Source organism: Acidocella sp. (genome assembly GCF_052326845.1).
Classification (GTDB): Bacteria; Pseudomonadota; Alphaproteobacteria; order Acetobacterales; family Acetobacteraceae; genus Acidocella.
Map to the genome: position 1 here is coordinate 1 of NZ_JBKQJR010000167.1, position 23,653 is coordinate 23,653.

General features: G+C 66.0%; 28 protein-coding genes. 18 read left to right on the plus strand and 10 right to left on the minus strand.

Features of this window, described 5'->3' with window-relative positions; genetic code table 11:
• Together ACLPJJ_RS11390 and zapE are read right to left on the minus strand one after the other, a co-directional pair.
• Positions 1-568: ATP-grasp domain-containing protein (locus tag ACLPJJ_RS11390; RefSeq protein ID WP_443591095.1), on the minus strand; the 568-nt coding region annotated here is incomplete at its 3' end.
• A gap of 135 nt (positions 569-703) precedes the next feature.
• Positions 704-1,855, minus strand: coding sequence for a cell division protein ZapE (gene zapE / locus ACLPJJ_RS11395; RefSeq protein ID WP_443591096.1), 1,152 nt, complete (start codon positions 1,853-1,855; stop codon positions 704-706).
• Between the two features lie 115 nt (positions 1,856-1,970).
• Between zapE and ACLPJJ_RS11400 the strand changes: the two genes are divergently transcribed.
• From ACLPJJ_RS11400 to ACLPJJ_RS11460, 13 genes are all read left to right on the plus strand, one after another.
• The gene (locus ACLPJJ_RS11400; protein WP_443591097.1) at positions 1,971-2,615 is read left to right on the plus strand and encodes a 2OG-Fe(II) oxygenase; all 645 of its coding nucleotides are present in this window, start codon (positions 1,971-1,973) and stop codon (positions 2,613-2,615) included.
• Between the two features lie 5 nt (positions 2,616-2,620).
• Positions 2,621-4,048 carry a glycosyltransferase gene (locus tag ACLPJJ_RS11405; protein WP_443591098.1) on the plus strand — a complete coding sequence of 476 codons (1,428 nt, stop codon included), beginning with the start codon at positions 2,621-2,623 and terminating at the stop codon, positions 4,046-4,048.
• A gap of 10 nt (positions 4,049-4,058) precedes the next feature.
• The gene (gene pgsA, locus ACLPJJ_RS11410; protein ID WP_443591099.1) at positions 4,059-4,640 is read left to right on the plus strand and encodes a CDP-diacylglycerol--glycerol-3-phosphate 3-phosphatidyltransferase; all 582 of its coding nucleotides are present in this window, start codon (positions 4,059-4,061) and stop codon (positions 4,638-4,640) included.
• Positions 4,641-4,717: 77 nt separating this feature from the next.
• Positions 4,718-5,134 carry a hypothetical protein gene (locus ACLPJJ_RS11415; protein ID WP_443591100.1) on the plus strand — a complete coding sequence of 139 codons (417 nt, stop codon included), beginning with the start codon at positions 4,718-4,720 and terminating at the stop codon, positions 5,132-5,134.
• Positions 5,135-5,386, plus strand: coding sequence for a molybdopterin converting factor subunit 1 (moaD, locus tag ACLPJJ_RS11420; RefSeq protein WP_443591101.1), 252 nt, complete (start codon positions 5,135-5,137; stop codon positions 5,384-5,386).
• Positions 5,386-5,865, plus strand: a complete 480-nt coding sequence (locus tag ACLPJJ_RS11425; protein WP_443591131.1) for a molybdenum cofactor biosynthesis protein MoaE — start codon at positions 5,386-5,388, stop codon at positions 5,863-5,865. Before moaD ends, ACLPJJ_RS11425 begins: the two co-directional genes overlap by 1 nt.
• A 10-nt stretch (positions 5,866-5,875) precedes the next feature.
• The gene (locus ACLPJJ_RS11430) at positions 5,876-6,391 is read left to right on the plus strand and encodes an adenine phosphoribosyltransferase (protein WP_443591102.1); all 516 of its coding nucleotides are present in this window, start codon (positions 5,876-5,878) and stop codon (positions 6,389-6,391) included.
• 52 nt (positions 6,392-6,443) lie between these two features.
• Positions 6,444-7,499: a hypothetical protein gene (locus ACLPJJ_RS11435; protein WP_443591103.1), complete on the plus strand. Its 1,056-nt coding sequence runs from the start codon at positions 6,444-6,446 to the stop codon at positions 7,497-7,499.
• 2 nt (positions 7,500-7,501) lie between these two features.
• On the plus strand, positions 7,502-8,914 hold the full coding sequence (gene radA, locus ACLPJJ_RS11440) for a DNA repair protein RadA (protein WP_443591104.1): 1,413 nt from the start codon (positions 7,502-7,504) through the stop codon (positions 8,912-8,914).
• Positions 8,911-9,486 carry a CvpA family protein gene (locus ACLPJJ_RS11445; RefSeq protein WP_443591105.1) on the plus strand — a complete coding sequence of 192 codons (576 nt, stop codon included), beginning with the start codon at positions 8,911-8,913 and terminating at the stop codon, positions 9,484-9,486. Before radA ends, ACLPJJ_RS11445 begins: the two co-directional genes overlap by 4 nt.
• A gap of 90 nt (positions 9,487-9,576) precedes the next feature.
• Positions 9,577-11,028 carry an amidophosphoribosyltransferase gene (gene purF, locus ACLPJJ_RS11450; protein WP_443591106.1) on the plus strand — a complete coding sequence of 484 codons (1,452 nt, stop codon included), beginning with the start codon at positions 9,577-9,579 and terminating at the stop codon, positions 11,026-11,028.
• A gap of 1 nt (position 11,029) precedes the next feature.
• Entirely contained in the window at positions 11,030-11,437 is a 408-nt protein-coding gene (crcB, locus tag ACLPJJ_RS11455; protein WP_443591107.1) for a fluoride efflux transporter CrcB, read from the plus strand.
• Positions 11,438-11,653: 216 nt separating this feature from the next.
• Complete coding sequence (locus ACLPJJ_RS11460) at positions 11,654-12,883, plus strand: outer membrane beta-barrel protein (RefSeq protein WP_443591108.1); 1,230 nt, start codon at positions 11,654-11,656, stop codon at positions 12,881-12,883.
• Positions 12,884-12,969: 86 nt separating this feature from the next.
• On the opposite strand, the gene ACLPJJ_RS11465 is transcribed toward ACLPJJ_RS11460, so the two are convergent.
• Positions 12,970-13,377 carry a ketosteroid isomerase-related protein gene (locus ACLPJJ_RS11465; RefSeq protein ID WP_443591109.1) on the minus strand — a complete coding sequence of 136 codons (408 nt, stop codon included), beginning with the start codon at positions 13,375-13,377 and terminating at the stop codon, positions 12,970-12,972.
• A 145-nt stretch (positions 13,378-13,522) separates the two neighbouring features.
• On the opposite strand from ACLPJJ_RS11465, the gene ACLPJJ_RS11470 reads away from it, so the two are divergent.
• On the plus strand, positions 13,523-14,167 hold the full coding sequence (locus tag ACLPJJ_RS11470; RefSeq protein WP_443591110.1) for a pyridoxamine 5'-phosphate oxidase family protein: 645 nt from the start codon (positions 13,523-13,525) through the stop codon (positions 14,165-14,167).
• Here ACLPJJ_RS11470 and mutL read toward each other — a convergent pair.
• A complete protein-coding gene (gene mutL / locus ACLPJJ_RS11475; protein WP_443591111.1) occupies positions 14,164-15,900 on the minus strand; it encodes a DNA mismatch repair endonuclease MutL in 1,737 nt (578 codons plus the stop codon). The genes ACLPJJ_RS11470 and mutL overlap by 4 nt on opposite strands.
• Positions 15,901-16,021: 121 nt before the next feature.
• Here mutL and ACLPJJ_RS11480 point away from each other — a divergent pair, with 121 nt between their 5' ends.
• On the plus strand, positions 16,022-16,741 hold the full coding sequence (locus tag ACLPJJ_RS11480; protein WP_443591112.1) for a type 1 glutamine amidotransferase: 720 nt from the start codon (positions 16,022-16,024) through the stop codon (positions 16,739-16,741).
• Here the strand turns inward: ACLPJJ_RS11480 and rsmD are convergent.
• The 3 genes from rsmD to ACLPJJ_RS11495 all read right to left on the minus strand — a co-directional run bounded on the left by rsmD (position 16,738) and on the right by ACLPJJ_RS11495 (position 18,833).
• The gene (gene rsmD / locus ACLPJJ_RS11485) at positions 16,738-17,274 is read right to left on the minus strand and encodes a 16S rRNA (guanine(966)-N(2))-methyltransferase RsmD (protein WP_443591113.1); all 537 of its coding nucleotides are present in this window, start codon (positions 17,272-17,274) and stop codon (positions 16,738-16,740) included. The genes ACLPJJ_RS11480 and rsmD overlap by 4 nt on opposite strands.
• A gap of 118 nt (positions 17,275-17,392) precedes the next feature.
• Positions 17,393-18,130: a pseudouridine synthase gene (locus ACLPJJ_RS11490; RefSeq protein ID WP_443591114.1), complete on the minus strand. Its 738-nt coding sequence runs from the start codon at positions 18,128-18,130 to the stop codon at positions 17,393-17,395.
• On the minus strand, positions 18,123-18,833 hold the full coding sequence (locus ACLPJJ_RS11495) for a gamma-glutamyl-gamma-aminobutyrate hydrolase family protein (RefSeq protein ID WP_443591115.1): 711 nt from the start codon (positions 18,831-18,833) through the stop codon (positions 18,123-18,125). The genes ACLPJJ_RS11490 and ACLPJJ_RS11495 overlap by 8 nt, the downstream gene beginning before the upstream one ends.
• A gap of 46 nt (positions 18,834-18,879) precedes the next feature.
• On the opposite strand from ACLPJJ_RS11495, the gene ACLPJJ_RS11500 reads away from it, so the two are divergent.
• From ACLPJJ_RS11500 to ACLPJJ_RS11510, 3 genes are all read left to right on the plus strand, one after another.
• Positions 18,880-19,329 carry a nucleoside deaminase gene (locus tag ACLPJJ_RS11500; protein ID WP_443591132.1) on the plus strand — a complete coding sequence of 150 codons (450 nt, stop codon included), beginning with the start codon at positions 18,880-18,882 and terminating at the stop codon, positions 19,327-19,329.
• Positions 19,322-19,918, plus strand: a complete 597-nt coding sequence (locus ACLPJJ_RS11505; protein WP_443591116.1) for a ribonuclease HII — start codon at positions 19,322-19,324, stop codon at positions 19,916-19,918. The genes ACLPJJ_RS11500 and ACLPJJ_RS11505 overlap by 8 nt, the downstream gene beginning before the upstream one ends.
• Positions 19,919-20,049: 131 nt before the next feature.
• Positions 20,050-20,928 carry a Kdo hydroxylase family protein gene (locus ACLPJJ_RS11510; RefSeq protein ID WP_443591117.1) on the plus strand — a complete coding sequence of 293 codons (879 nt, stop codon included), beginning with the start codon at positions 20,050-20,052 and terminating at the stop codon, positions 20,926-20,928.
• 2 nt (positions 20,929-20,930) lie between these two features.
• Here the strand turns inward: ACLPJJ_RS11510 and ACLPJJ_RS11515 are convergent, their stop codons facing one another.
• The 3 genes from ACLPJJ_RS11515 to ACLPJJ_RS11525 form a co-directional block, all read right to left on the minus strand.
• On the minus strand, positions 20,931-21,449 hold the full coding sequence (locus ACLPJJ_RS11515; protein ID WP_443591118.1) for a hypothetical protein: 519 nt from the start codon (positions 21,447-21,449) through the stop codon (positions 20,931-20,933).
• A gap of 10 nt (positions 21,450-21,459) precedes the next feature.
• Entirely contained in the window at positions 21,460-22,971 is a 1,512-nt protein-coding gene (locus ACLPJJ_RS11520) for a discoidin domain-containing protein (RefSeq protein ID WP_443591119.1), read from the minus strand.
• Positions 22,972-23,051: 80 nt separating this feature from the next.
• The gene (locus ACLPJJ_RS11525; RefSeq protein WP_443591120.1) at positions 23,052-23,627 is read right to left on the minus strand and encodes a hypothetical protein; all 576 of its coding nucleotides are present in this window, start codon (positions 23,625-23,627) and stop codon (positions 23,052-23,054) included.
• Between the last annotated feature and the right edge of the window lie 26 nt (positions 23,628-23,653).

The window sequence follows — 23,653 nt, forward strand, 5'->3', positions numbered from 1 at the left end:
CGAACTTGCCGAAGGTTGCGATCTGCTTGCCTTCGAGGCCCAGGCCGAAGGCCAGCTTGCGGGCGTGGAAGGGAGAAATGCCGGAGGCCGGGTCAACCGGCGCGCGCAGAATCTTCTCGGGGCTATGCGCCGCCACTTCCTCGACTTCCATGCCGCCCTCGGTGGAGGCCACGATCACGACCTCGGAAACCGAGCGGTCGATCAGCAGGGAAAGGTACAGCTCGCGCTTGATGTCGCAGCCGGCTTCCACATACACGCGGCGGACCAGGCGTCCAGCCGGGCCGGTCTGCTGGGTGATCAGCGTATGGCCGATCATCGCCGCCGCGGCGTCACGCACCTCGTCGAGGCTCTTGGCCAGGCGCACCCCCCCCTTGCCGTTCGGATCGCCCTTGAACTTACCGGCGCCACGGCCCCCGGCATGGATCTGGGACTTCACAACGTAGATGGGGCCAGGGAGCTTTTTCGCGGCTTCGACCGCTTCTTCAGGCGTCCAGGCGACATGCCCATCGAGCACCGCGACGCCATAGGCCTTAGCCAGTTCCTTGCCCTGATATTCATGTATGTTCATGTACGTTCAGCCTGCCTGTTTCTTGAGTTTAGAGGGGCATCCCCGGGGGTGCTACTCCCATTCGAAAAGGTCGGCAAGAACTCTGCTGCATAGCGAGGGCGGCGAGGTCTTCGTACATGCATTTTATGTCAGGTTTTATGTCAGGTGTGGCAAGGCGAGATAGGTTTCGCTTTGCATTTCCTCAAGGCGCGAGGCCGTGCGTTCGAAAATCGTCGCACCTTCGCCGGAGCGGTACAGCTCGTCCGGATCGGCGGCGGCGGAGGCGTAGAGCTTCACCCGGTGCTCATAGAGCGCGTCCACCAGGGTAACGAAACGCCTGGCCTCGTCGAAATTATCGGGCGAGAGGCGGGGGACGCCGTCGATCAACAAGGTGTGATAATGCGTTGCCAGGGCCAAGTAGTCGCCGGGTCCCAGCGGCACGCCGCAGAGGGCGTTGAAGTCGAACCGCGCGGTGCCGGCGGCGGAGAGCGGCACGGTGAGCTGGCGGCCCTGGATCAGCAGCGTGGCCGGCCGCACCACGTCGCCTTCGGTGAGCGTGGCGAACACCTTGCCCAGCGCGGCATCCGCCCGGCTATCCGCCGGCACATACCATGAATTCAGCCCGTGCAGCCGGCCGCGGCGGTAGTCCTGGGCCGAGTCCAGCACCAGCACGTCGAGCTTCTGCTTGATCAGGGCGATGAAGGGCAGGAAGGCGTCGCGCCCCGGCTTGCCCTTGTACAGGTCGTCGGGCAGCGTGTTGGAGGTGGCCACCACCACCACATGGCGGGCGAACAGCGCCTCGAACAGCCGGCCCAGGATCATCGCGTCCACAATGTCGTGCACCTGGAACTCGTCGAAGCAGAGCAGCGCCGCCTCGCCGGCGATCTCATCTGCAAGCGGCGGGATCGGGTCGGAGATCTCGGGGTGCGCGCGCTTGATGGCGTGGAAGCGCTTGTGCGTCTGCTGCATGAACTCATGGAAATGGATGCGCTTCTTGCGCGGCACGTCCGCCGCCTCGAAGAACAGGTCCATGAGCATGGATTTTCCGCGCCCGACCTCACCGACGATATACAGCCCGTTCGGGCGGTCCTGCACCTCTTCCACCGGCTTGCGGCGCAGGAGGCGGCCGAGGAACCCGCTATTGCTGGCGGTTTTCGGCGCCGGGTCGTAGCCGCGCAGCTTGGCCCACAAATTCTGCAGATGCTCGGCGGCGGCGGCCTGCGCCTGATCGTAGACCAGCGTGCCTGCGGCGATGCGGGCGCGATAGGCCGGAATCACGCCGGTCACGGTGGGGGAGGCGCTGGACATGCCGGGCGGATACTTCAACCCCTTGTGCGGAGCAACAAGGGGAAACTGTCACTCGCGCGGGGTTGATGCGCAAAATTTAACGGCGCATTGATGCCGAATCAGGAATTTTGTACGGATGCAACCCATGGATGTGCTGGATTTCGATGCGCTGCGCGCCGCGACTGTGTCAAACGACCCGTTCACGCATATCCTTCTGCCGCGCTTCGTGAAGCCCGAGGCGCTGCCGGCCGTATTCGCGGCGCTGCCGCCGATGAAGGGGCGGGGCAGCTTTCCCATCGAGGCGCTGAAGCTCGGCCCCGCCGCCAAGGACGCCATTGCCGGGCTGCAGAGCGGCACGTTCCGCGAGATCGTGGCGGAGAAATTCGGGCTCGATTTGAAGAACGCGCCCTCCATGACCACGCTGCGCGGCAATTCCGACGTACAGGACGGGCAGATCCACACCGATTCCTCGGCCAAGCGCGTCACCATCCTGCTTTACCTCAACCCCAGCGACGGCGCGGCCTGGGCGCGGCAGGAAGGCTGCCTGCGCCTGCTGCGCGGGCCGGATGACCTGGAGAACTACGCTGCCGAGGTGCCGCCGGTGGATGGCACGCTGCTCGTCTTCCCCAACGGCCCGACAACCTGGCATGGGCATAAGCAGTATATCGGTCAGCGCTACGTGGTGCAGATGAACTACATGACCACCAGCGCGAAGGCGAAGGCGGAGATGCGCCGGCACCATCTTTCGGCGTTCGTCAAGCGGCTGACGAGGGCTGCGTAAGGCGCATGCTGGCGGGGCAGAAGGTCATCGTCATTCTGCCCGCCTATAACGCGGCGCGCACGCTGGAGCGCACAGTCGCGGAAATCCCGCGTGATCTCGTGGACGAGGTGATCCTGACGGATGACGGAAGTTCGGATGAGACCGTGGCGCTCTCCCGCCAGCTCGGCCTGCATACGCTGGTGCATGAGAGGAACCGCGGCTACGGCGGCAACCAGAAGACCTGCTACGCCGAGGCCCTGGCCCGCGGCGCCGATATCGTGGTGATGCTGCACCCGGATTATCAGTATTCCCCCAGGCTGGTCGCGGCCATGGCGGCGATGATCGCCTCCGGGCATTACAGCGTGGTGCTGGGGTCGCGCATCCTGGGGCGCGGGGCGCTGCGGGGCGGCATGCCGCTGTACAAATACATCGCCAACCGGGGGCTCACCTTCGCCGAGAACATCCTGCTCGGGCTGAAACTCTCCGAATACCACACCGGCTACCGCGCCTGGTCGGCGGAACTGCTGCGCGCCTTGCCGCTGGAACGCTGCTCGGATGATTTCGTGTTCGATAACGAGATGCTGGCGCTGGCCGCCTGGCAGGGCGCGGAGATCGGCGAGATCTCCTGCCCGACGCGGTATTTCGCCGAGGCGTCCTCGATCAATTTCCGCCGCTCGGTGGTGTATGGCTGGGCGTGCTGCGCACCGCCCTGGCGTACCGGCTGGCGCGCTGGGGCTGGCGCCGCGATCCGCTGTTCGCCAATGCGGCGTAAGGCGCTGGCGCTGCTGCTGGCCGCCGCCGTATCGCTGGTCATCAGCGTACTGGCCGGGCCGCGCATCGCCGGGGCGGCGGTGGCGGGGGCGGAGGCCTTGCGGTCGCTGGGGCCGCTGGGCGAACTGCTGTTCACGGCTGCGGTGTTTCTGTGCGCGCTCGCGGGCTTTGTGCCGGGCGGGCTGCTTGGCGTGGCCGCGGGGGCGATTTTCGGCATTGCCGCCGGGTTCGCCTGGAGCGCCGCCGGGATCATGGCCGGGGCGGTGGCTGCCTTCGCGCTGGCACGCGGCGTGGCGCGGCCCTGGGCGCGGGAGTTGCTTCGGCGCGGCGGGTTTCTCGCCCGGCTGGACGGCGCCGTCTCCGCCGATGGCTGGCGGCTGGTGGCGCTGCTGCGCATCTCGCCGGTGATGCCGTTTTCCCTTACGTCCTACGCGCTGGGGCTCTCCGGCGTTTCCCTGCGCGACTACACTTTGGGCACGCTGGCCTCGCTGCCCGCGCTGCTGGGCTACGTGATCATCGGTGCGCTGGGCGGCTGGGGCGCGCGCCTGCCGGCCGGGCCGGGGCGGGAGGTGCACACCGCCCTGCTGGTCCTCGGCGCCGTGGCCACGCTGGCGCTCACGTGGCATATGGGCCGGTTGCTGGCGCGGGCTTTAGCGGTTTCACCGGTGCGAAAACCTGTCTAGGGTGGGGGCGATGCTGACTGATCTGCCAAATGTGCTGACCTTGTCCCGGATCGGCGCGATCCCGCTGCTGGTGCTGCTGGCGGCGCTGCGCGCGCCGCTGCCCGATTTCCTCGCCGCGCTGGTGTTCACCCTGGCCGGGATCACCGATTACCTCGACGGCTATCTGGCCCGCGAGCGCCAGCAGCTCTCCGATCTGGGCCGCATGCTCGACCCCATCGCGGACAAGCTCCTGGTCGGGGCGACGCTGATGGCCCTGGTCGGCTTCGGGCGGCTGCCGGAATACGGCCTCTACCCCGCCATCGTCATCATGCTGCGCGAGATCCTGGTCTCTGGCCTGCGCGAATACCTGGCGGGGGTCCGTGTCGGCCTGCCGGTGACGAAGCTGGCGAAATGGAAGACCGGCGTGCAGATGGTGGCGCTCGGCCTGCTGCTGCTGGGCAGCGACGGCGCGCGCGTCATGGGCCTGGGCTTCCTGCCGATGGGCTGGATCGGCGGCACGCTGCTCTGGCTCGCCGCCGCGCTCACGCTGATCACCGGCTGGGACTACCTGACCGCCGGGCTGCGCCATGCCGGCGTCAGCGCCGATGCCTGATCTCCGTGCCGATGCCGCGCGGATTTCCCTGTCAGGCCAATTCGGCTAAAAGGTCCCGCATAACCCCCTCAGGAGTCATGAGTTTGCGCAAGTCCCTGGCCGTAGGTTTGCTGCTTGTCCTCGCCGGGTGCGCCAGTGAACGCAATTTCGCCGCCCATTCCCTGTGGCCTTTCGGCAACCCGAACGCGCCGGTCGAGACCAGCGAGACCGCGCAGCGCGCCCTTGGCCACAATGTGGATGTGCCGCCGGTGCTGCCGCAGCCCGGCGATGTCTGGCCCGGCCCGGTGCAGCCCATGCCAACCCTGAGCCAGGTGCAGAAATACTCGAACATGCCGCTTGGCGAGGGCTACACGCCGTCTCTGCCCTCGCCTTATCCGCCCGGCGAGGAGCCGAAGGGTAATAGCTCGTCCGGCAACCTCACTGACGGGCAGCTTTATCCGACCGTGAACGGAGCGCCGCAGGCGGTGCCCGCTGTGCCGGGTGATGCAAGGTAGATGCGGGTCCTGTACTTCGCCTGGCTGCGTGAGAAAACAGGGGTAGGGCAGGAGGAGCTTTCTCCCCCAGCCGAGGTGAACACGCCGCGCGCTTTGGCGGCTTGGCTCGCCGGGCGCGGGCCGGGGCACGCGGCGGCTTTCGCGAATATGGCGCTGATCCGCTGCGCGGTGGACCGGGAGTTCGTGGATCTGGACGCGACGCTGGGGGGCGCGGCGGAGGTGGCGTTCTTTCCGCCGGTGACGGGCGGATGATGCGCCGCATTGCTGTTCAGGAAGAGGATTTCGACACAGGCGCGGAGCTCGCCGCGCTGGCGGGTGACGGCGCGGGCGCGGTTGCGAGTTTCATTGGCGTGGCGCGGGGCGAGGCCGATGGCCGGAAGCTCGCGGCGCTGCGGCTGGAGCATTACCCGGGCATGACCGAGGCGGCGCTGGCGCGGCTGGCGGATGCGGCGCAGGCGCGCTGGAGGCTTGCCGGCGTCACCATTATCCACCGCGTGGGGCGGCTGCTGCCGGGGCAGAATATCGTGCTCGTCGCCACGGCCAGCGCCCATCGCGCCGAGGCGCTCGCCGCGACCGCGTACCTGATCGACCGGCTGAAGACGGACGCGCCCTTCTGGAAGGCCGAGGAGTTCGCCGACGGCACGGCGCGCTGGGTGGCGGCGCGGCCCGGGGACGAAGCCGCCGCCGCCGCGTGGGGGAAGGATTTGCCCCCCGGGCCGGACGGGTTATAGGAGCGCCATCATGGACCTTAAAGAACATATTCGCGGTATTCCGGATTTCCCCAAGCCGGGGATCCTCTTCTACGACATCTCGACCCTGCTCCGGCACGCCGATGCCTGGCAGGTGGCGATGGGCCGCCTGGCCAACACCGTGCGCGCCTACCACCCGACCGTGCTGGCGGGCGTGGAGAGCCGCGGCTTCCTGCTTGCCGCGCCGCTGGCGCTGAAGCTGGGCTGTGGCTTCGTCATGCTGCGCAAGCCGGGCAAGCTCCCCGGCGCCACCGTGGGGCTGGACTACGCGCTGGAATACGGCACGGACCGGATCGAGATCCAGGCCGACGCAGTTGAGCCCGGCGCACGCGTGGTGGTGGTGGACGATCTGCTCGCCACCGGCGGCACCATGGCGGCGGGGATCAAGCTGCTGCAGAAGGTGGGGGGCGAAGTGGTCGCCGCGGCGTCGCTGATCGAACTGACCTTCCTGGGCGGCCGGGCGAAGCTCGACGTTCCGTTCGAGGCGCTGGTCCAGTACGACAATTGACGAAACCGGGCGGTCCCCTAATGTCCACTGAAGCGAAACGCGGAAAGGTGGCATGGTGAAACGCCGGGAAATGTTCAGCGGATTGGCTTTGGCCGCGCTTCTGCCGCGCCCGGGGCGGGCTGATACGGTGTCGGTCACCGTCGCCGCCCCGCCGCTGACATTGCTTGTGGCCGGGCCGGATGGCCAGCAGACCAGCCGCTGGGGCGATGCCTGCGCCCTCGCCATGGCCGGGTGCTTCCCCGGCAGCCCCGCGATCAACACCATGGCGGTTGGCGGGCTGGACGGCGTGACCGGCGCCAATCAGCTGGACGCGCTGGTGGTGCCCGACGGCAAGACCGCCGCGATCCTGCCGGGTGCCGCGCTCATTGCGTTTCTCTGCGGCGACAGCCGCGTGCATTTCGACCCGACGCGCTGGACCCCGCTGCTCGCGGGCAGCAATTCCGGCGTGCTGATGCTGCGCGCCACTTCCGGCGTGACGCCCGACCTCAAGCTCCTGCGCTCCATGGCGCCGCTGCGCCTGGGCGCGGATTCGCCGCAGAGTGCCGACCTCGCGGCGCTGCTGGCGCTGGCGCGCGTCGGCGTGGCCACCGCCCCGCTATTCGGCCTGCGGGACACCGCCGCCAAAACCCGCGCCTTCATCGCCGGCGAGGTGGATGCCGTGTTCATCAGCGGCGAGGGGGTGCCGGAGGATCTGGCGCCGCTTTCCGCCTCGGGCGCCGTGCCGGCCTTCTGCCTCGGCGCGCTGGATGCCACTGGCCGCGTGACGGCAGATCCGCTTTTCCCTGATCTGCCCGATGCCCTCGCCTTCGGCCCCGGCACGGAGCCGTTTCTCGATGCCGCCTATGCCGCCGCCGCTTCCGCCGCGCGGCTGGATTTCCTGCTGGTTCTGCCGCGGCTCACCGACACCAATGCCGTGGCGCAGTGGCGTACCGCGGCCGCGACCGCCAGCGCCACCCCGGGGCTTGCCGCCGCGGCGGATGCCAGCGCCATCAGCCTGCAGCCCGCCCAGGTGCTGGCCAACGGGCTGGCCGCGCTAAATCTGCAGCCCAACGACCAGACGAGTCTGCAAGCCTTTCTGGCCAAGACCTATGGCTGGCAGCCAAGCTGATTTTGGCTAAGGTCGTTAAATCCTACATCTGCTCGGCCTGCGGTAGCGTCTTCCCCAAATGGGCGGGGCGCTGCGAGGCCTGCGGCGAGTGGAACACGCTTGAAGAGCAGATCGCACCCAAGGCGCTGCCCGGCGGCATGAGGGAGAGCGCCCGCCAGGGCGGCAGGAGCGAGTTCGTGGGGCTGGAGGGCGTCACCCCGCCGCCGCCCCGTGTGCCTACCACCATCGCCGAGTTCGACCGTGTTCTCGGCGGCGGGCTGGTTCCGGCCTCGGTGGTGCTGGTCGGTGGCGATCCGGGCATCGGCAAATCCACCCTGCTGTTGCAGGCGGGCGCGGCGCTGGGCCGGGCCGGGCGCGAGGTGGTGTATATCTCGGGCGAAGAATCCGTGGACCAGATCCGCATGCGCGCGCGGCGGCTGGGGCTGACGCAATCGCCCGTGCATCTCGCCGCCGCCACGCAGCTAGGGGATATCCTGGCCAGCCTGGCGCAATTCCCCAACGCGGCGCTGGTGGTTATCGACTCCATCCAGACCATGTGGACCGACGGTGTGGACTCCGCCCCCGGCTCGGTCACGCAGGTGCGCGCGGCGGCCTTTGAGCTGATCCGCGCCGCGAAAACGCAGGGTTTCGCGCTGATGCTCGTCGGGCATGTGACCAAGGAGGGCAATATCGCCGGGCCGCGCGTGCTGGAACACATGGTGGACGTGGTGCTGCATTTCGAGGGCGATCGTGGCCACCAGTTCCGCATCCTGCGCGGGATCAAGAACCGTTTCGGCGCCACGGACGAAATCGGCGTGTTCGAGATGACGGGCGGGGGGCTTGCCGAAGTCGCCAACCCCTCGGCGCTGTTCCTGGCCGAGCGGCGGGGCAATGTCTCTGGCAGCGCGGTGTTCGCGGGGCTGGAGGGCTCGCGCCCGGTGCTGGTGGAAATCCAGGTGCTGCTGGCCCCCAACCCCGGCGGCTCGCCGCGGCGCTCGGTCATCGGCTGGGATTCCGGGCGGCTCTCCATGCTGCTCGCGGTGCTGGAGACGCGCTGCGGGCTGAAGCTCGCCATGAACGACGTGTACCTCAACGTGGCCGGGGGCTTGCGGGTGCACGAGCCGGCGGCGGATCTGGCCGTGGCGGCGGCGCTCATCTCCGCCGCTTCCGACGTGCCGGCCGACCCGGAGATGGTGTTCTTCGGCGAAATTGGTCTCTCGGGTGAGCTGCGCCAAGTGGCGCAGGCGGAGCTGCGGCTCAAGGAGGCGGCGAAGCTTGGCTTCGCCCGCGCCGCCAGCCCCAAGCGCGTGGCCGGTGGCACGGCGCGTATTTCCGTGCCGAAATCGCTGGGCCTGGTTGAAATCGGGCACCTGACCGACCTTGTTGGTATCATCGCGGCCGGGGTAAAACCAGGGCGCAGCAAGGAGGGTGGATGACCTGGATCGATGCGGCCGTGATTTTCGTCATCCTGCTATCGGCGGCGATTTCGATGGTACGTGGCTTTGTGCGCGAGGTACTGGGCGTGGGCGCCTGGATAGGTGCGGCCTTCGCGGCGGTGAAGTTCTACCCGCTGGCCCAGCCGGAGATCGCCTCCATCCTGCCCATGAGCATGAAGCATTTCGTGATCTACGGCGCCATGGCCGTCGTGTTCCTGGTCGTGCTGATCGTGCTCAGCCTGATCAGCGCGCTAATCGGCGGGCTGGTGCGGGATTCGGCGCTTTCGGGGCTGGACCACAGCCTGGGGCTGGTGTTCGGCGCGGTGCGCGGGGCGCTGGTCGTGTGCGTTGCCTATATCGCGCTCTCGGTTGGCGTGGCTGAGCCGCAATGGCCGGCCCCGGTGGTGAATGCGCGCTTCTTGCCCATGGCGTACCAGGGCGCCAAGGCGCTGACCTCGCTGCTGCCCGATACCTACCAGCCGAAGGTGGACCCGCTGCCCGGCAGCCCCGCTCCGCCGGCGAGCACGCTGATGCAGCAGCCCGTGGCGGGCAGCGCGTTACAAACATATTGAATTCGAAGGCGGCACTTATGCGCGCGGCCGCCTCGACATCGGCATGGCACCCGAGTACTTGACGCGCGCGTAGCTTGGAGGTTGGGCCCGATGATTGATGATGACAAGCCGCACGAAGAGTGCGGCGTTTTCGGCGCCTGGAATGTGACCGATGCGGCGGCGATTACTGCGCTGGGCCTGCACGCCCTGCAGCATCGCGGCCAGGAGGCAACCGGGATCGTGACGCATGACGGAGTGCGTTTCCATTCCCACAAGGGCCTCGGCCTGGTCGGCGACAATTTTGGCGATGCCAAGGTGATGGCGAGCCTGCCCGGCACCCGCGCGATCGGCCATAACCGTTATGCCACCTCGGGCGAGACTGTGCTGCGCAACGTGCAGCCGCTCTTCGCGGAGTTCGAGTTCGGCGGGCTGGCGGTGGGCCATAACGGCAACCTGACCAACGCCAGCACGCTGCGCCGGGCCCTGGTGCGCCGCGGCTGCCTGTTCCAGTCCACCATGGACTCCGAGGTGTTCGTCCATCTCATCGCCATCTCCCTTTATTCCAACGTGGTTGACCGGTTGATCGACGCGGTGAAGCAGGTCATCGGCGCGTATTCGCTGGTGGCGCTGACGCAGGAGCACCTGATCGGCGTGCGCGACCCGCTGGGCGTGCGCCCGCTGATCCTGGGCCGCACCAATGGCGCGGATGGCAAGGACGGCTGGGTGCTGGCCTCCGAGACCTGCGCGCTCGATATCGTCGGCGCCGAGTTCGTGCGCGACGTGGAACCGGGCGAGATCGTGCTGATCGACGACAAGGGGGTGCAGAGCATCAAGCCCTTCACCACCAAGCCGCCGCGCTTCTGCGTGTTCGAATACATCTATTTCGCCCGGCCGGATTCGGTGATGGAGGGCACGTCCGTCTATGCCGCGCGCAAGCTCATCGGCGCGCAACTGGCCAAGGAGGCCCCGGCCGATGCGGATGTGATCGTGCCGGTGCCCGATTCCGGCGTGCCCGCCGCCATGGGCTTTGCCGAGGCAAGCGGGATCGCCTTCGAACTGGGGATCATCCGCAACCATTATGTTGGCCGCACCTTCATCGAGCCGACCGACCAGATCCGCCATCTCGGCGTGCGGCTGAAGCATTCCGCCAACCGTGCAATGCTCGAGGGCAAGCGCGTGGTGCTGGTGGATGACTCAATCGTGCGCGGCACCACCTCGCAGAAGATCGTGGAGATGGTGCGCCAAGCGGGCGCGGCCGAGGTGCATATGCGCATCGCGGGTCCCCCGACCACCCATTCCTGCTTCTACGGCATCGACACCCCCGAACGCAGCAAGCTGCTCGCCGCGCGCAACAGCGTGGACGAGATGGCCAAGCTGATTGGCGTGGACAGTCTCGCCTTCATCTCCATCGACGGGCTGTACAGGGCGCTGGGTAAGCCGGGGCGGGATCCCGCGGCGCCGGCCTTCTGCGACGCCTGCTTCACCGGCGACTACCCGATCGAGCTGACCGACAACAACGAGCCGCGCGACAACCAGCCCAGCCTGCTGGCCGAGATGAAGTAATATGGACGACATAGCCGCCTATTTCTGGGTGGCTCTGGGCGGCGCTATCGGCAGCGTCGCCCGCTATGCGCTGGGTAATGCCTTGGTGGTGGCCCTGGGGGCCTCGTTTCCCTGGGGCACGCTGCTCATTAACGTGCTCGGCTCTTTCATCATAAGCTGCTTCGGCATGCTCGCGGGCGAGCAGGGGCGACTCCCGCTGCCATTCGAGGCGCGGGTCTTCGTCACCGTCGGATTGTGCGGCGGCTTCACCACGTTCTCCTCCTTCAGCCTGCAAACGGTCGAGCTGGCCCGCAATGGACAGGCTGGCCGTGCCCTTTTTTACGTCATCATATCGGTCGTTTTGTGCGTGCTTGCCTGTGCTTTGGGCGTGTCTGTCGCGCAGGCGGTGAACGCACCCCGTCAAGGCTGAGCCGTTTAAAATTTTGTGTCATTTGCGCCACACAAATGCTGCAAATTTATAGGGTTGCGCTTTTTGCCTAGAACCAATGCCTTTTTGCTGGGTACAAACGTAATCGTTACCCTTTGTGCTTGCCGCGGTCTTGACTTCTCCAGTCATGGGACGTGATGGGCCGGGTTTCCTTGTTATCAGGCGCACTCAAAATGCGCATAGAGGAGACATATAAATATGCGTCGTCAATTTCTCGGTCTCGGCTTCGCCGCCGCGTCCTCTCTCCTGGCTCTTCACGCTGCTCACGCCATGACCGGCCCGCAGCCCATCACGATCGACGGCGGCCCGCTCGGCCAGCTGGAGCTCAGCGGCGGCGTGGACGGTTACGGCTATGTGGTCACCAACCAGCAGCTCTCCACCACGACCACGCCGTATCAAAATCTGAACACGGGCATTAACGTCAACAACAGCATAATCGAGCTGCAGAAGACCAGCGGCGTGGTGCAGTTCACCATCGAGGTCGGCAGCTCCCAGACGGAGTCGCTTGGCGCGCTGCCCTATGATAGCAAGGGTCATATCTCCAACACGTCAACCAACATTTTCACCACCGGCCCGCTCTATGCCGGCTACATCACCATCGCCCCGCCGAACTCCCCGGTGACGGTCTCGGCCGGCCAGCTGAACTCGCTGGAAGGTTACGAGTCCGGTTTCGACTGGAACAACCCGACCCAGTTCAGCACTCTGATGTACTATGTGGAGAACAGCCAGGCCCGCGGCGTCGAGGCGACTTTGACCGAAGGCCCGCTGACCGCGACGGTTGAGTTCGGTGATGGTTACGACAACGGCGTGTGGAACTTCCTGCAGGCGCTCGTCACCTATAACTTCAACTCGAACAATGTGCTGAACGTCTTTTACGGCGGCAATCTCGGCGGCAGGACCGGCCTCAACACCTTCTCCTTCAACAACACCACCACCCAAAACTACGGCCCGCAATTTGTGAACTCGCAGATGGTCGGCGCCTATTACAGCTACACGATGGGCAACCTGAACCTGGTGCCGGAAGTGCAGTACCAGTACGCCAAGAAGGATGCGCAGCTTGGGCTCTTGAAGCCGTCGTCCAATATCGGCGCGGCGGTGTTTGGCGATTACTCTTTCGCCAACACCCCGTACTCGCTGGGCGGTTTCGTCGAGTATTTCGGTTCCCACAGTTCTGCCGAAAACGGAACCACTTCTGTCAACAGCAATTCTTTTTCCGCCCAGACCTGGGCGTTCAACCCGAACATGCAAGCGGTCGGCTTCGCGGTATCCCCGACCTGGCAGTACAAGGATCTGTTCGCCCGCGCCAACGCTGGCTACATCTACCTGATGCACAACAAGGACACGGCGGACAACAAGTACGGCTACGGCAGCTCTGGTACTGCCCGCAACCAGTTCACCGGCACCCTGGAAGCCGGTCTGCTGTTCTAATCTCGCAGTCAGCCAAAACGAAAAGGCCGGGGATTTCCCCGGCCTTTTTTATTGCGCGATGGTTTTGCCGCCTTCCGAAAGGCAGGCTATTTGGCAACCTGGGCCAGCCAGTCCGGCAGGTTGTAGTAATTGGTCACCCGGGCGATCTTGCCGTCGCGGATGGCGAAGAAGGCGCCGCCGGGCAGCACGTATTTCTGCCCATGTGCTTCCGGCATGCCGTGTCCCGCCTGCAGATACTCGCCATGCACCATGTATTCTGCTGCGGCGCGGGTACCGCTGAGGTCGGCCAGCACCACGATATCAGTCAGCCGCTCGCGGTAGCAGCGGTTCATGTCGTGCAGGAAGGCGGCGAAGGCATCCCGGCCTATTTCGGTTCCTGACTGGTTGATGTCATGCTGCACGTCATCGGTGAGCAAGGCCACCATCGCTTCGACATTGCCGGCGTTGAAAGCCTCATAATAGGCGTTGATCAGCTGATGCACGGTCTCGGTCATGGCTTGCCCCTCTTTTTACCAAACCATGCCGTGGCCGCCGTGGCCGGGCAAGCTGCATAACGGTGCATGTGGGCAATAAATCAGTTTTCTTGAAGGGTGTGGCCCCTGTGTGGTTTGCTGCGCCACGCCAGCAACAGGAGCCAGCATGTCCAACCCGCCGAGCGAGCGCACACGCGTCAAACGCTATAGTCAAAACGCCGCCTACGCCCCCGAGACCGTGCATGCGATCCTGGATGCGATGCCGCTCTGCCATGTCGGCTACGTGTTCAACGGCAGCCCGTTCGTGACGCCGACGCTGCAATGGCGCGATGGCGAGCAGATTTTCTGGCACGGCTCGACGGCGAGCCGGATGCTGGAGGCCGCCGAATCCCAGGAGGTGTGCGTGACGGTGAGCCTTTACGATGGGCTGGTGATGGGGCGCTCCGCCTTTAACTACGGCATCAACTATCGCTCGGTGATGGTCTTTGGCCGGCCGGTGAAGCTCACCGACCCGGCGGAAAAGGAGGCGCAGCTGCGCCATTTCGTCAACAAGACCATTGCCGGGCAATGGGAACGGCTGCGTCCAGTGACGGAGCAGGAGTTGGGGTTGGCGACGGTGTTGTCCATGCCGATCACCGAGGCCTCGGCCAAGCTGCGCTCGGGCCAGCCCGATGATGACCAGGATGCGGATTTCCCGGTCTGGGCCGGGGTGATCCCGGTGCGGTTCGAGGTCGGCACGCCAGAGCCGAACCCGAAGAACCTGCCCGGCGTGGAACTCCCGCCCGAGGCACTGGACTTCAAGCTCGGCTAAATGCCACGCCGGCCGAACATTGTCTCCAGGTCGACGCGGGAGAGCTTCAGGAAGGTCGGGCGGCCATGGCTGCATGTGGCGGCGCGGGGCGTTGCTTCCATCTCGCGCAGCAGGGCGGACATTTCCTCTTGTGCCAGGCGCCGCCCGGCGCGGATGGAGCGGTGGCAGGCGAGGCGGGCAAGTGCGGCGTCCAGCCGGGCTTCCAGGGCTAGCGGCGCATCCGACTCGGCGAACTCCCCGGCCAAGTCGCGCAGCAGCCCGGCGGCGTCCGGGTTCTTCAGCGCCGCAGGTACGGCGCGGACGAGAATTGCCCCCGGACCGAAGGCCTCGATCTCCAACCCCAGCCGGGCCAGGGGTTCCGCCTCCGCCAGCAGCCGCGCCGCCTCGATGGGCGGGAAATCCACCACCACGGGCACCAGCAGAGGCTGACTTGCCACCCGTCCCTCGGTGAACTCGGCACGCAGGCGCTCTTCCGTCAGGCGCTCATGCGCGGCGTGCTGGTCCACGATCACCAGCGAGCCATCGGGCGCCGCGGCAAGGATGTAGGTGTCCAGGATCTGCGCCAGCGGCGCGCCGAGCGGGTGATCCGAGGCCGGTGCCGGGGGTGTGAAGATCTGCCGGGCCGCAGGAGGCGCGACCAGGGCCAGCTCGGCCTCGGCGAAGCCGCGGGCGGCGTAGGAGGGCAGGGGCGGCGCGCTCAAAGGCAGGCGCGGGGCAGGGGCGGCCACCGGGGCCAGCCCGAGCGTGACCGGGCGCTCCAGCGTACGGGTGATGGCGCCGATGACCAGGCTGCGCACACCGTTCTGGTCGGCGAAGCGCAGCTCCGTCTTGGCCGGATGCACGTTCACGTCCAGCGCCTCGTCGGGCAAAGTGAGGCGCAAGGCCGCCACGGCATGGCGCCCGGCGGGCATCACGTCCCGGTAGGCGAGGCGCAGGCTTAAGCGCAGCAGCGGGTCCTGCACGGGGCGGCCATTCACCACGAAGCTCTGCAACCCCATGGTGGCGCGGGAGAGGCTGGCCGGGCCGATCAACCCGGTGAGCCGCACATCCTCGCGCTCGGCTTCGAGCGGCAGCAGTGCGGCGGCGGTCTCGCGCCCGAACAAAGCGGCCACCCGCGCGCCTTCGGTCTGGGCGGGCAGGTCGAACAGCACGCGCTCGCCGGAGACCAGCCGGAAGGCGACATGCGGGGCCGCAAGCGCCAGCCGCCACACGGTGCGCTCGGCGGCTTCGGCCTCGGCCCGGGGAGAGCGCAGGAATTTCCGCCGCGCGGGGGTGGCGTAGAACAAATCCTCGACGATGGCGCGCGTGCCCTTCACTCCCGGGGCGGGGCTCACCTCGCTCACGGCGCCGCCGGAGACATTGATGCGGTAGGCGGAATCCTGGCCCGCCGTGCGGCTGATGAGGGTGAGCTTGGCGGCGGCGCCGATGGAGGGCAGCGCCTCGCCCCGGAAGCCGAGGGTGGTGATGCGCACCAGCGCCTCGTCGGCCAGTTTGGAGGTGGCGTGGCGCTCGATCGCCAGGGCCAGCTGTTCCTGGGCGATGCCGCAGCCATCGTCGATGATCTCGATCCGCTCGATCCCGCCCCCGGCGAGGATCACTTCGATCCGCTGCGCCCCGGCATCCAGCGCGTTTTCCACCAGCTCCTTCACCGCGGCGGCGGGGCGCTCGATCACCTCGCCAGCGGCGATGCGGTTGACGGTGGTTTCAGCCAGGCGGCGGATCTGCGGCAGCATGCGTTTCTTGTAGCACGTTCTGGCCGAGTCCTGCTTAAGAGGCCGTAGCTTCGCGCAATGCACGGTTTACGCAATTTTTATTCCCTGCAATGAATAGGGCAGCACTGGGGAGTGGAGAGTCATGAAAATTCTGGTGTTTCAGCATGTGGTTTCGGAACATCCGGGCAGCTTCCGCGATGTGATGGCCCGCGAAGGGCATGAGATGCACGCCGTGGAGCTGGATGAGGGCGAGGCGATCCCGCCGCTGGAGGGCTACGACATCCTGCTGGTGATGGGCGGGCCGATGGATGTGTGGGAGACCGACAAGCACCCCTGGCTGCTTGAGGAAATGGCGGTCATCCGCAGCTGGGTGGAGGCCGGGCGGCCTTATCTCGGCCTGTGCCTGGGCCACCAGCTGCTGGCGCAGGCCTGCGGCGGGCATGTGGGGCCGATGGACGGAGCGCCGGAAGTGGGGATCTCACAGGTGCCGGTGCAGCCGGACCCGCTTTTTGCCGGGGTGCCGCCGCTTTGCACCTGCTTCCAGTGGCACGGCGCCGAGGTGAAGCGCCTGCCGGAGGGGGCTGCGCTGCTGGCCAGCTCGGAGGGGTGTGGCATCCAGGCTTTCCGCTTTGGCGATGCCGCCTATGGCTTGCAGTTCCACATGGAACTCACCCACACCACCGCGGCGGAATGGGGCGCGATGCCGGAATACGAGGCCGCGCTCGAGCGCGTGCGCGGGCCGGGCAGCCTGCCGCAAGTCCAGGCCGAGGTGGAGGAAAATTACGCCGCGCTGAACGACGCCGCGCACAAGATTTTCGGCAATTTCCTGAAGATCGCCGAGACGGCGCTGGCGGTGGCTTAAACCCGCCAGATCTTCACCCGCGCCTTGCCATGCGCGCGTTCGGCGAGCAGGTCGGGCGTGTCCAGCGCGTCATCGGGCCCCAGCTCGGCCACGATGACCGCGCCCGGCGCGATCCATCCGCGCGCCTGCAAGGCGGACACCGCCTTGGGCACCAGATTCTTGCCGTAGGGCGGGTCGAGGAACACCAGGTCATGCGGTGTGCCTTGCGGCGGGGCCAGCACATCTCCGGCCACAACCCGCGCCTCTGCCCGGCAGGCGGCGATATTCGCCCTTAGCGCAGCCAAAGCCGCCGGGGCTTGTTCAAAGAACACGGCGCTCGCCGCACCGCGGGAGAGCGCTTCCAGCCCGTACGCCCCGGTGCCGGCGAACACATCCAGCACCTTCACCCCGCGCAACTCGCACCATGGGGCGTGGGCCAGAATGTCGAACACCGCCTGCCGGGCGCGGGCATTGGTGGGGCGTGTCTCCAGCCCCGGCGGGGCGGCGAGCTTCCGGCCCTTGAACGCCCCCGCGATGATGCGCGGGCCGGTCATTGCCCGTGTTCCCTCCCGTCATTGCGAGCGCAGCGAAGCAATCCATCTTGTCCAGGCTTGTGCCGGAAGATGGATTGCCACGCCGGCCGTGCCGGCTCGCAATGACGGTGTTGGGTGGTCATTTGCTCAGGCCCGGCACCTGCTCGCGCAGCACCTTGCCGTTGACTTCCTCGATGGCGCCGCGCGGCAGGGTGCCGAGTTGGAACGGCCCGTAGGCGACGCGGATGAGCCGCGTGACGGGGAGTTGCAGCGCCTCCATGACACGGCGGATCTCGCGGTTCTTGCCCTCGTGCAGGCTCATGGAGAGCCAGGTGTTGGAGCGCTGCACGCTGTCGATATGCGCCTCGATGGGGCCGTACTTCACGCCCTCCACCACCATGCCATCGGCCAGGCGCTTGATCTTGTCGGGCGAGACGCCGCCATGCACGCGCACGCGGTAGCGGCGCAGCCAGCCGGTGGCGGGCAGTTCCAGCTTGCGGGCCAGTTCGCCATCGTTGGTGAGCAGCAGCAGCCCCTCGGAGGTCAGGTCCAGCCGGCCGATGGAGATCACCCGCGGCATGCCGGGCGGCAGGGCGCCGAACACGGTGGGCCGGCCTTCGGGGTCTTTGTGCGTGGTCACGAGGCCATCGGGCTTGTGGTAGCGCCAGAGCCGGGTGCGGTCCGGCTCGGCCACCGGCTTGCCGTCCACCAGCACCATGTCGCCCGGCTTGATGAATACAGCAGGGTGGGTGACGGGGGCGTTGTTCAGGCGCACGCGCCCGGCCTCGATCATCGCCTCGGCATCGCGGCGGCTGGCCACCCCGGCGCGGGAGAGGAATTTGGCAATGCGCTCGCCGCGTTCGGTGGTCTCAGTCATGGCACGCCGCCATGAACGCGTGGTAGAGCGCCGCATCCCCGGCATCGACGAAATATTCCGGGTGCCATTGCACGCCGATGCAGAATTTCCGCGTGGGGTCCTCGATCCCCTCGATCACGCCATCTTCCGCCAGCGCGTTCACCACGCTGCGCCCGGGCGCGCGCACCGCCTGGTGGTGCGAGGTGTTGGCCTTCATCACCGGGCCGACGATGTCGAAAAGCTTCGTCCCGGCCAGGATCTTCACCTCGTGCGCGGGCTCGTAATGGCTGGTCTTCTGCTCGTGCTCCAGCGCGTCCGGAATGGCATCCGGGATGTGCTGGTGCAGCGTGCCGCCCAGCGCCACGGCCAGAAGCTGCTGCCCGCCGCAAATGCCCAGCACAGGCATGTTCCGGCGCAGCGCGCCTTGCAGGAAGGCCAGCTCCGCCGTGGTGCGGTCCGCCTTCAGCTCCACAGTCTCATGCCGCTCCGCCTCGCCGTACAGGGCCGGGTCCACGTCGAACGCCCCGCCGGTCACGATCAGCCCGTCCAGCCGGTCCAGGTACTCTTCCGCCAGTGCGGCGTCATGCGGCAGCGCCACGGCGAGGCCGCCATGGGCGTTCACCGCCTCAGTGTAATTCTGCCGCAGCGCATACCAGGGGTAGTTGGACCAGCCGCCAGCAGGCTCGGCATCCAGGGTCAGACCAATCAATGGGCGTTTTTTCATAAGCAGCACCTAGACCCGCGCCGCTGCCGAAGGCAAATGTTTGCCGATGCAAACCCCGATGGACATAGCCCTGGAAGAAGCCCGGCGCGCGGCGGAAGTGGGCGAGGTGCCGGTGGGCGCGGTGCTGACTGATGCCGAGGGCGTGGTGCTGGCCGTGGCCGGCAACCGGACCGAGGCCGGGAGCGACCCCGCCGCCCATGCTGAGATGCTGGTACTCACCGCCGCCAGGGCCGCGCGGGGACAAAAATATCTGGCCGATTGCACCCTCACCGTAACGCTGGAGCCCTGCGCCATGTGCGCCGGCGCCATCGCCGCCTTCCGGGTGAAGAAGGTGGTGTTCGGGGCATATGATCCGAAGACCGGCGCCGTGGAGCACGGGCCGCGCGTGTTCTCCCACGCCACCACGCACCACAAGCCGGAGGTGATCGGCGGGGTGCGCGATACCGAATGTTCGGCGCTGCTGAAGGATTTTTTTGCCGGTTTCCGGGATGCCTGATCTTTCGCACGAGATGCGCATTGGCGGCTTGGTGGCCGGGGTGGACGAGGTGGGGCGCGGCCCGCTCGCCGGGCCGGTGGTGGCCGCGGCGGTAATTTTGCCAGCGCAACTGCCAGCGGAGATTGCCGGTCTCATTGACGATTCCAAGAAACTTTCCGCCGCGCGGCGGGAGAGGGCGCTGCTGGCCCTGCGCGAGAGTGGCGCGGTGATGGCGCTGGGGGCGGCCTCGGTGCGCGAGATTTATGCGCTGAACATCCTGCACGCCTCGATGCTGGCGATGCGCCGCGCCATCGCGCGGCTGCCGGTGGCGCCCACGCATGTGCTGGTGGATGGCAACCGCGCCCCCGCCTGCGGCCTGCCCTGCACAACGCTGGTGGGGGGCGACGCGATTTCACTTTCCATTGCTGCCGCCTCAATCTTCGCCAAGCAGACGCGCGACGCGCTGATGGTGAAACTCGCCGCTCGTTACTCGGCATATGCCTGGGAGAAAAACGCCGGCTACGCGGCGGCGGTGCACCGCGAGGCGATTGTTACGCATGGGCCTACGAAGCACCACCGCATGGGGTTTGGGGCGTTGCTGCGGGGGTAAGTTGGCGGCATCGGGGCCTTGGGGGCGATGCTGGCCGGCGTGAGGCTGTTCCGACAATGTGCTTGAAGCTCCCGGGGGGATGTGATGATATCGGATCCGGGATGATGCCGCCCGTTTGCGAGGATTCAAGAATGCTTGAGCAAATAGGAGTTACAGCGCTTGCCGAGGTGGATGAGGCTCTCGCCCGGCACGCGACATTGGCGCTGGAGGGTGGAGCCGTCCTGCTGTTTCCGGCCTTTCCCTTCGTGCTGCTTCCCGGGGAAGCAGCGCTGATCAGCGCCGGGCAGGCCGCCGGAACCGCCAAGAATATCAGCTTCGATCCGGCCAAGGACGCGCTGAAGGGCACTGGGCTGGAGGGGGCGGAGCGCGGCTGCCTCGCCGGCATGATGCGCCGCTATGGCGAGTTTACCGAGGCGCTGGTGCGCACGGTGCTGCCCGCCTATGCCAGCGGGCTGACGCGGGCGCGGACGAGCTTCCGCCCGGTCGAGGTCGACGGGCGGGCCCGCTCCTGGCGGCAGGACGATACGCGCCGGCATGTCGATGCCTTTCCCACCTCGCCGGTGCAGGGGCGGCGGATTCTGCGTGTGTTTGCCAATGTCGACCAAGATGGCACGCCGCGCCGCTGGCGCGTGGGGCCGGATTTCGAGGCTTATGCACGGGAGTTCTGGCCGCTGAAGCAGCCGCTGCCTGGCGCGGCGAGCCTGCGGCATTTGCTGGGGCTGACCAAGACGAAACGCTCGCATTACGACGAGGCGATGCTGGCCCTGCACGATGCCGCCAAGCGGGACATGGGCTGGCAGAATTCCTCCCCGGCGGAGGAGATTTCCTTCCTGCCCGGCCAGGTGTGGATGGTGTTCACCGACCAGGTGGCGCATGGGGCGCTCTCGGGCCGCAACGCGCTGGAGCAGACATTCCTCGTCGAGCCCGAATGCATGCTGCTGCCGGAACGCGCACCGCTGGGCGTGCTCTCGCGTCTGGCGGGGCGGGATATGCGCCGCCCGCTGTGGTGAGGTTACAAGGCGATTGAATGAGCGTGCAGGTCGTGCGCGCCCTGTTCCCGCAGGATGCGCATGGCCTTTTCCTCGGCGGCGGCATCGCGGACGCTCACCCACAGCACGAGCCCGCCGCGTGTAAGCTGCTCCTGAACCCGCGCCGCATGGTGCTGGTGGATCATGCCGCCCAGCACGGCGCCGATTAGCCCGCCGGCACCCGCCGCCACGACTGCCGGTATGGGGCCGCCAATCCCCGCCAGGGCCAGCCAGCCCAGCGAGGCCAGAGCCGGCGCGGGGAAGGCCTCCGCTTCCAGCCGGGACATGCGCGAGAAGAACGTCTCCCGCGGCACGCGCGGATCATCCTCGACCTCGCGCACCTGCTGGTAGCGGTGCCCGAGCGCGCCGGCCACCGTCTCCTCCGTGGCCAGGACGGAGAACACAGCGCGGTCGAAGCCTTCGGTTTCCAGCGCGAACACGGCGTGGTCCAGCGCGCCCGGCTCGTCAAACGCCGCTACAATTTCCCGGATGGAATTTGGCATGGTCTTGGTCCTATTCTCCGTAAACTTCCACCTGTTCTAGGTGCAAACAGTTTCTGGTCCGCAGCCGTATTCGCACGAAGCGCCCGTGGATCGGCTCGCCTGGCTTGAAAATCAGGGGCTTGCCGTCCGCCCCGCCAAAGGGTGTCTCCGACTCATAGCGGAAAGCCTCCCTGTACCCATCCTCGTTGTTGCCAATATCGATGGCGATCCAGTTGGCGCGCCTGGCCAATTCCTCATGTTCCACGCGGTTGAAAACCCGGATTTCCGAGATCGAGCATGTGCCGCCCAAATCAACCCGCCACCAGGGGGCATCTTCGAGAGAGGTATGGAACGAGTAGAAGCCGTCAATGACGCCATCAACGGCGCCCGCCGCATCGGCTTCTGGCGTCTTTCCTATGGACCAGGCAGAGATCGAGCTTTGCGTCGCGCTTTTGCGCAGCGCGACGTTTTCCAGCTGCGGGCGGGGCGGCGTCTCGAACAGGGAATAGCCGTGAATTTTGCCGATATTTTCGTAATGCGCCAGAGCACTGTCAGCCCGGCCAGAGCTAACGCTCCAGGCGGCATCAGGATATCTTTTTAAATAGTGCTTGTTTTTTGCTGTATTGATTGTCTGGTAATTCGTTCTCGCTTTCTGGCATAGTTCGTCAACGAATTGTTCGGAAATAGCTTGGGAGATCGGGTTCAACGTTTTTGTGAAGCGCAAATATTCGGTCTCTGGCTCGGCGTTCAGAATTGGGAAGAGATGGTAGCGGTAGCGCGGGTCTCCAAGCGGCGTCAGGTCAATGCCGCCATTCCCGTGAGTACCTTTTGGCAGGCAAAACGGGTGCAAAAACCCGAGCAGCGGATAGTGGATTTCAGTGGTGGTTGAGAGCCATGCCGCGAGCCAAGAAAACGTGCTTACCGTTATGCAGATGCGCTTCGCGTGCAACAGCCGGTTGAAGTCGGATATTGCGCCGCCGCTTGGAATCATCCGGGCGCCGGGGAAGGCTTTTTGGATCTCACGTACATATTCGCAATCCTGGATCTGGCCGAGAAATACCGGATTGCATTTGGTGCGGCTCACTAAGTTCTCATAAAAATTCACCGGCACGAGAGGGTACCAGGAAACGCCCCCGCCCAGGAGTTCCCCCGCCCTGATGTTGATCACCAGATCGTTCGCGCCAAAGGGCTCTATATCTAAGGGCTGTTTTTTGAAAACGAGATCCCGGTAGAACCCGGCCTGCTCGTATAGTTCGTAGCGTTGAAAAAAACCCTGGAAGACGACAGCAGTCGCGCCGGATTTTTTGATATTTTCAACGAGTGTCGAAATCGACGTGACGTCCCTGTCTTTCACGACATAGTTTTTGGCTTCATCAGCGAGCAGTTGGTCGTGCAAACTCCGATCAAACTCGAGGCCAATTTCAGGCAGTTGGCAATTATAGGTTACCGTCTCTGGAAAATGCCGCCCAACGGCAAGCGCCGCCATGTATTCCAGCATGCGGTTGCCAAAATTTCCCATGGGTTCAATCGAAAAATACATCATCGCTCCATTCGGTTTCCCAGGCAGGCCGGGGCAGCTTTACGTCCCCGTCTTACGCTTACGGCGCAGTCCCCCATCTCAGATCATCGATCACTAGGTTCGTCTCCGCCCGCGGGGAAAAAATTCATGTTCGCATCCATCGTTGCATGATTCGCGTCTGGGACTCTTGGGAAATGCGTCAAAATCGCCAGTGTTTGTTCGGGTGTCTTGGTAAAGTCAGGGCCCGACAATGCAGCCAAGGCCGCGGCCTGGTCGCCTCTGTCCAATGCGTGAGACGCCGCCACCAACTGGTCGATCACTGATTGCGACGGCGCGTTCTCGGGCACGCCAAGTACGGCGCGTACCTCGGTGCGTGCATCCAGCATCTCCTGCTTCGTGATTGCGTCCATGGCGATCCAGCGGCCCCTGGTTGAAAACTGCCCCGCCATAGCGTCAAGCGATGCGATTGCCAGCGCCATCTGAGCCGGCCGCCCTTGCATCGTCCCAGGATAAGCGAACGCGATCATGGCGTCGTTGACGGCGGCCATATCCGGATCTTGTCCCACGACGGAATTGCCAAACGCATCCTCGGGCAAATACCCCGTCGATGGTGCGGGCACTTCATGAACACAACCGGCCAAGGCCAGAAAAACCAAGGGTAGCAGCGGAATTCGGTTCATCGTCTTCACCTCCTATGCAGGATATA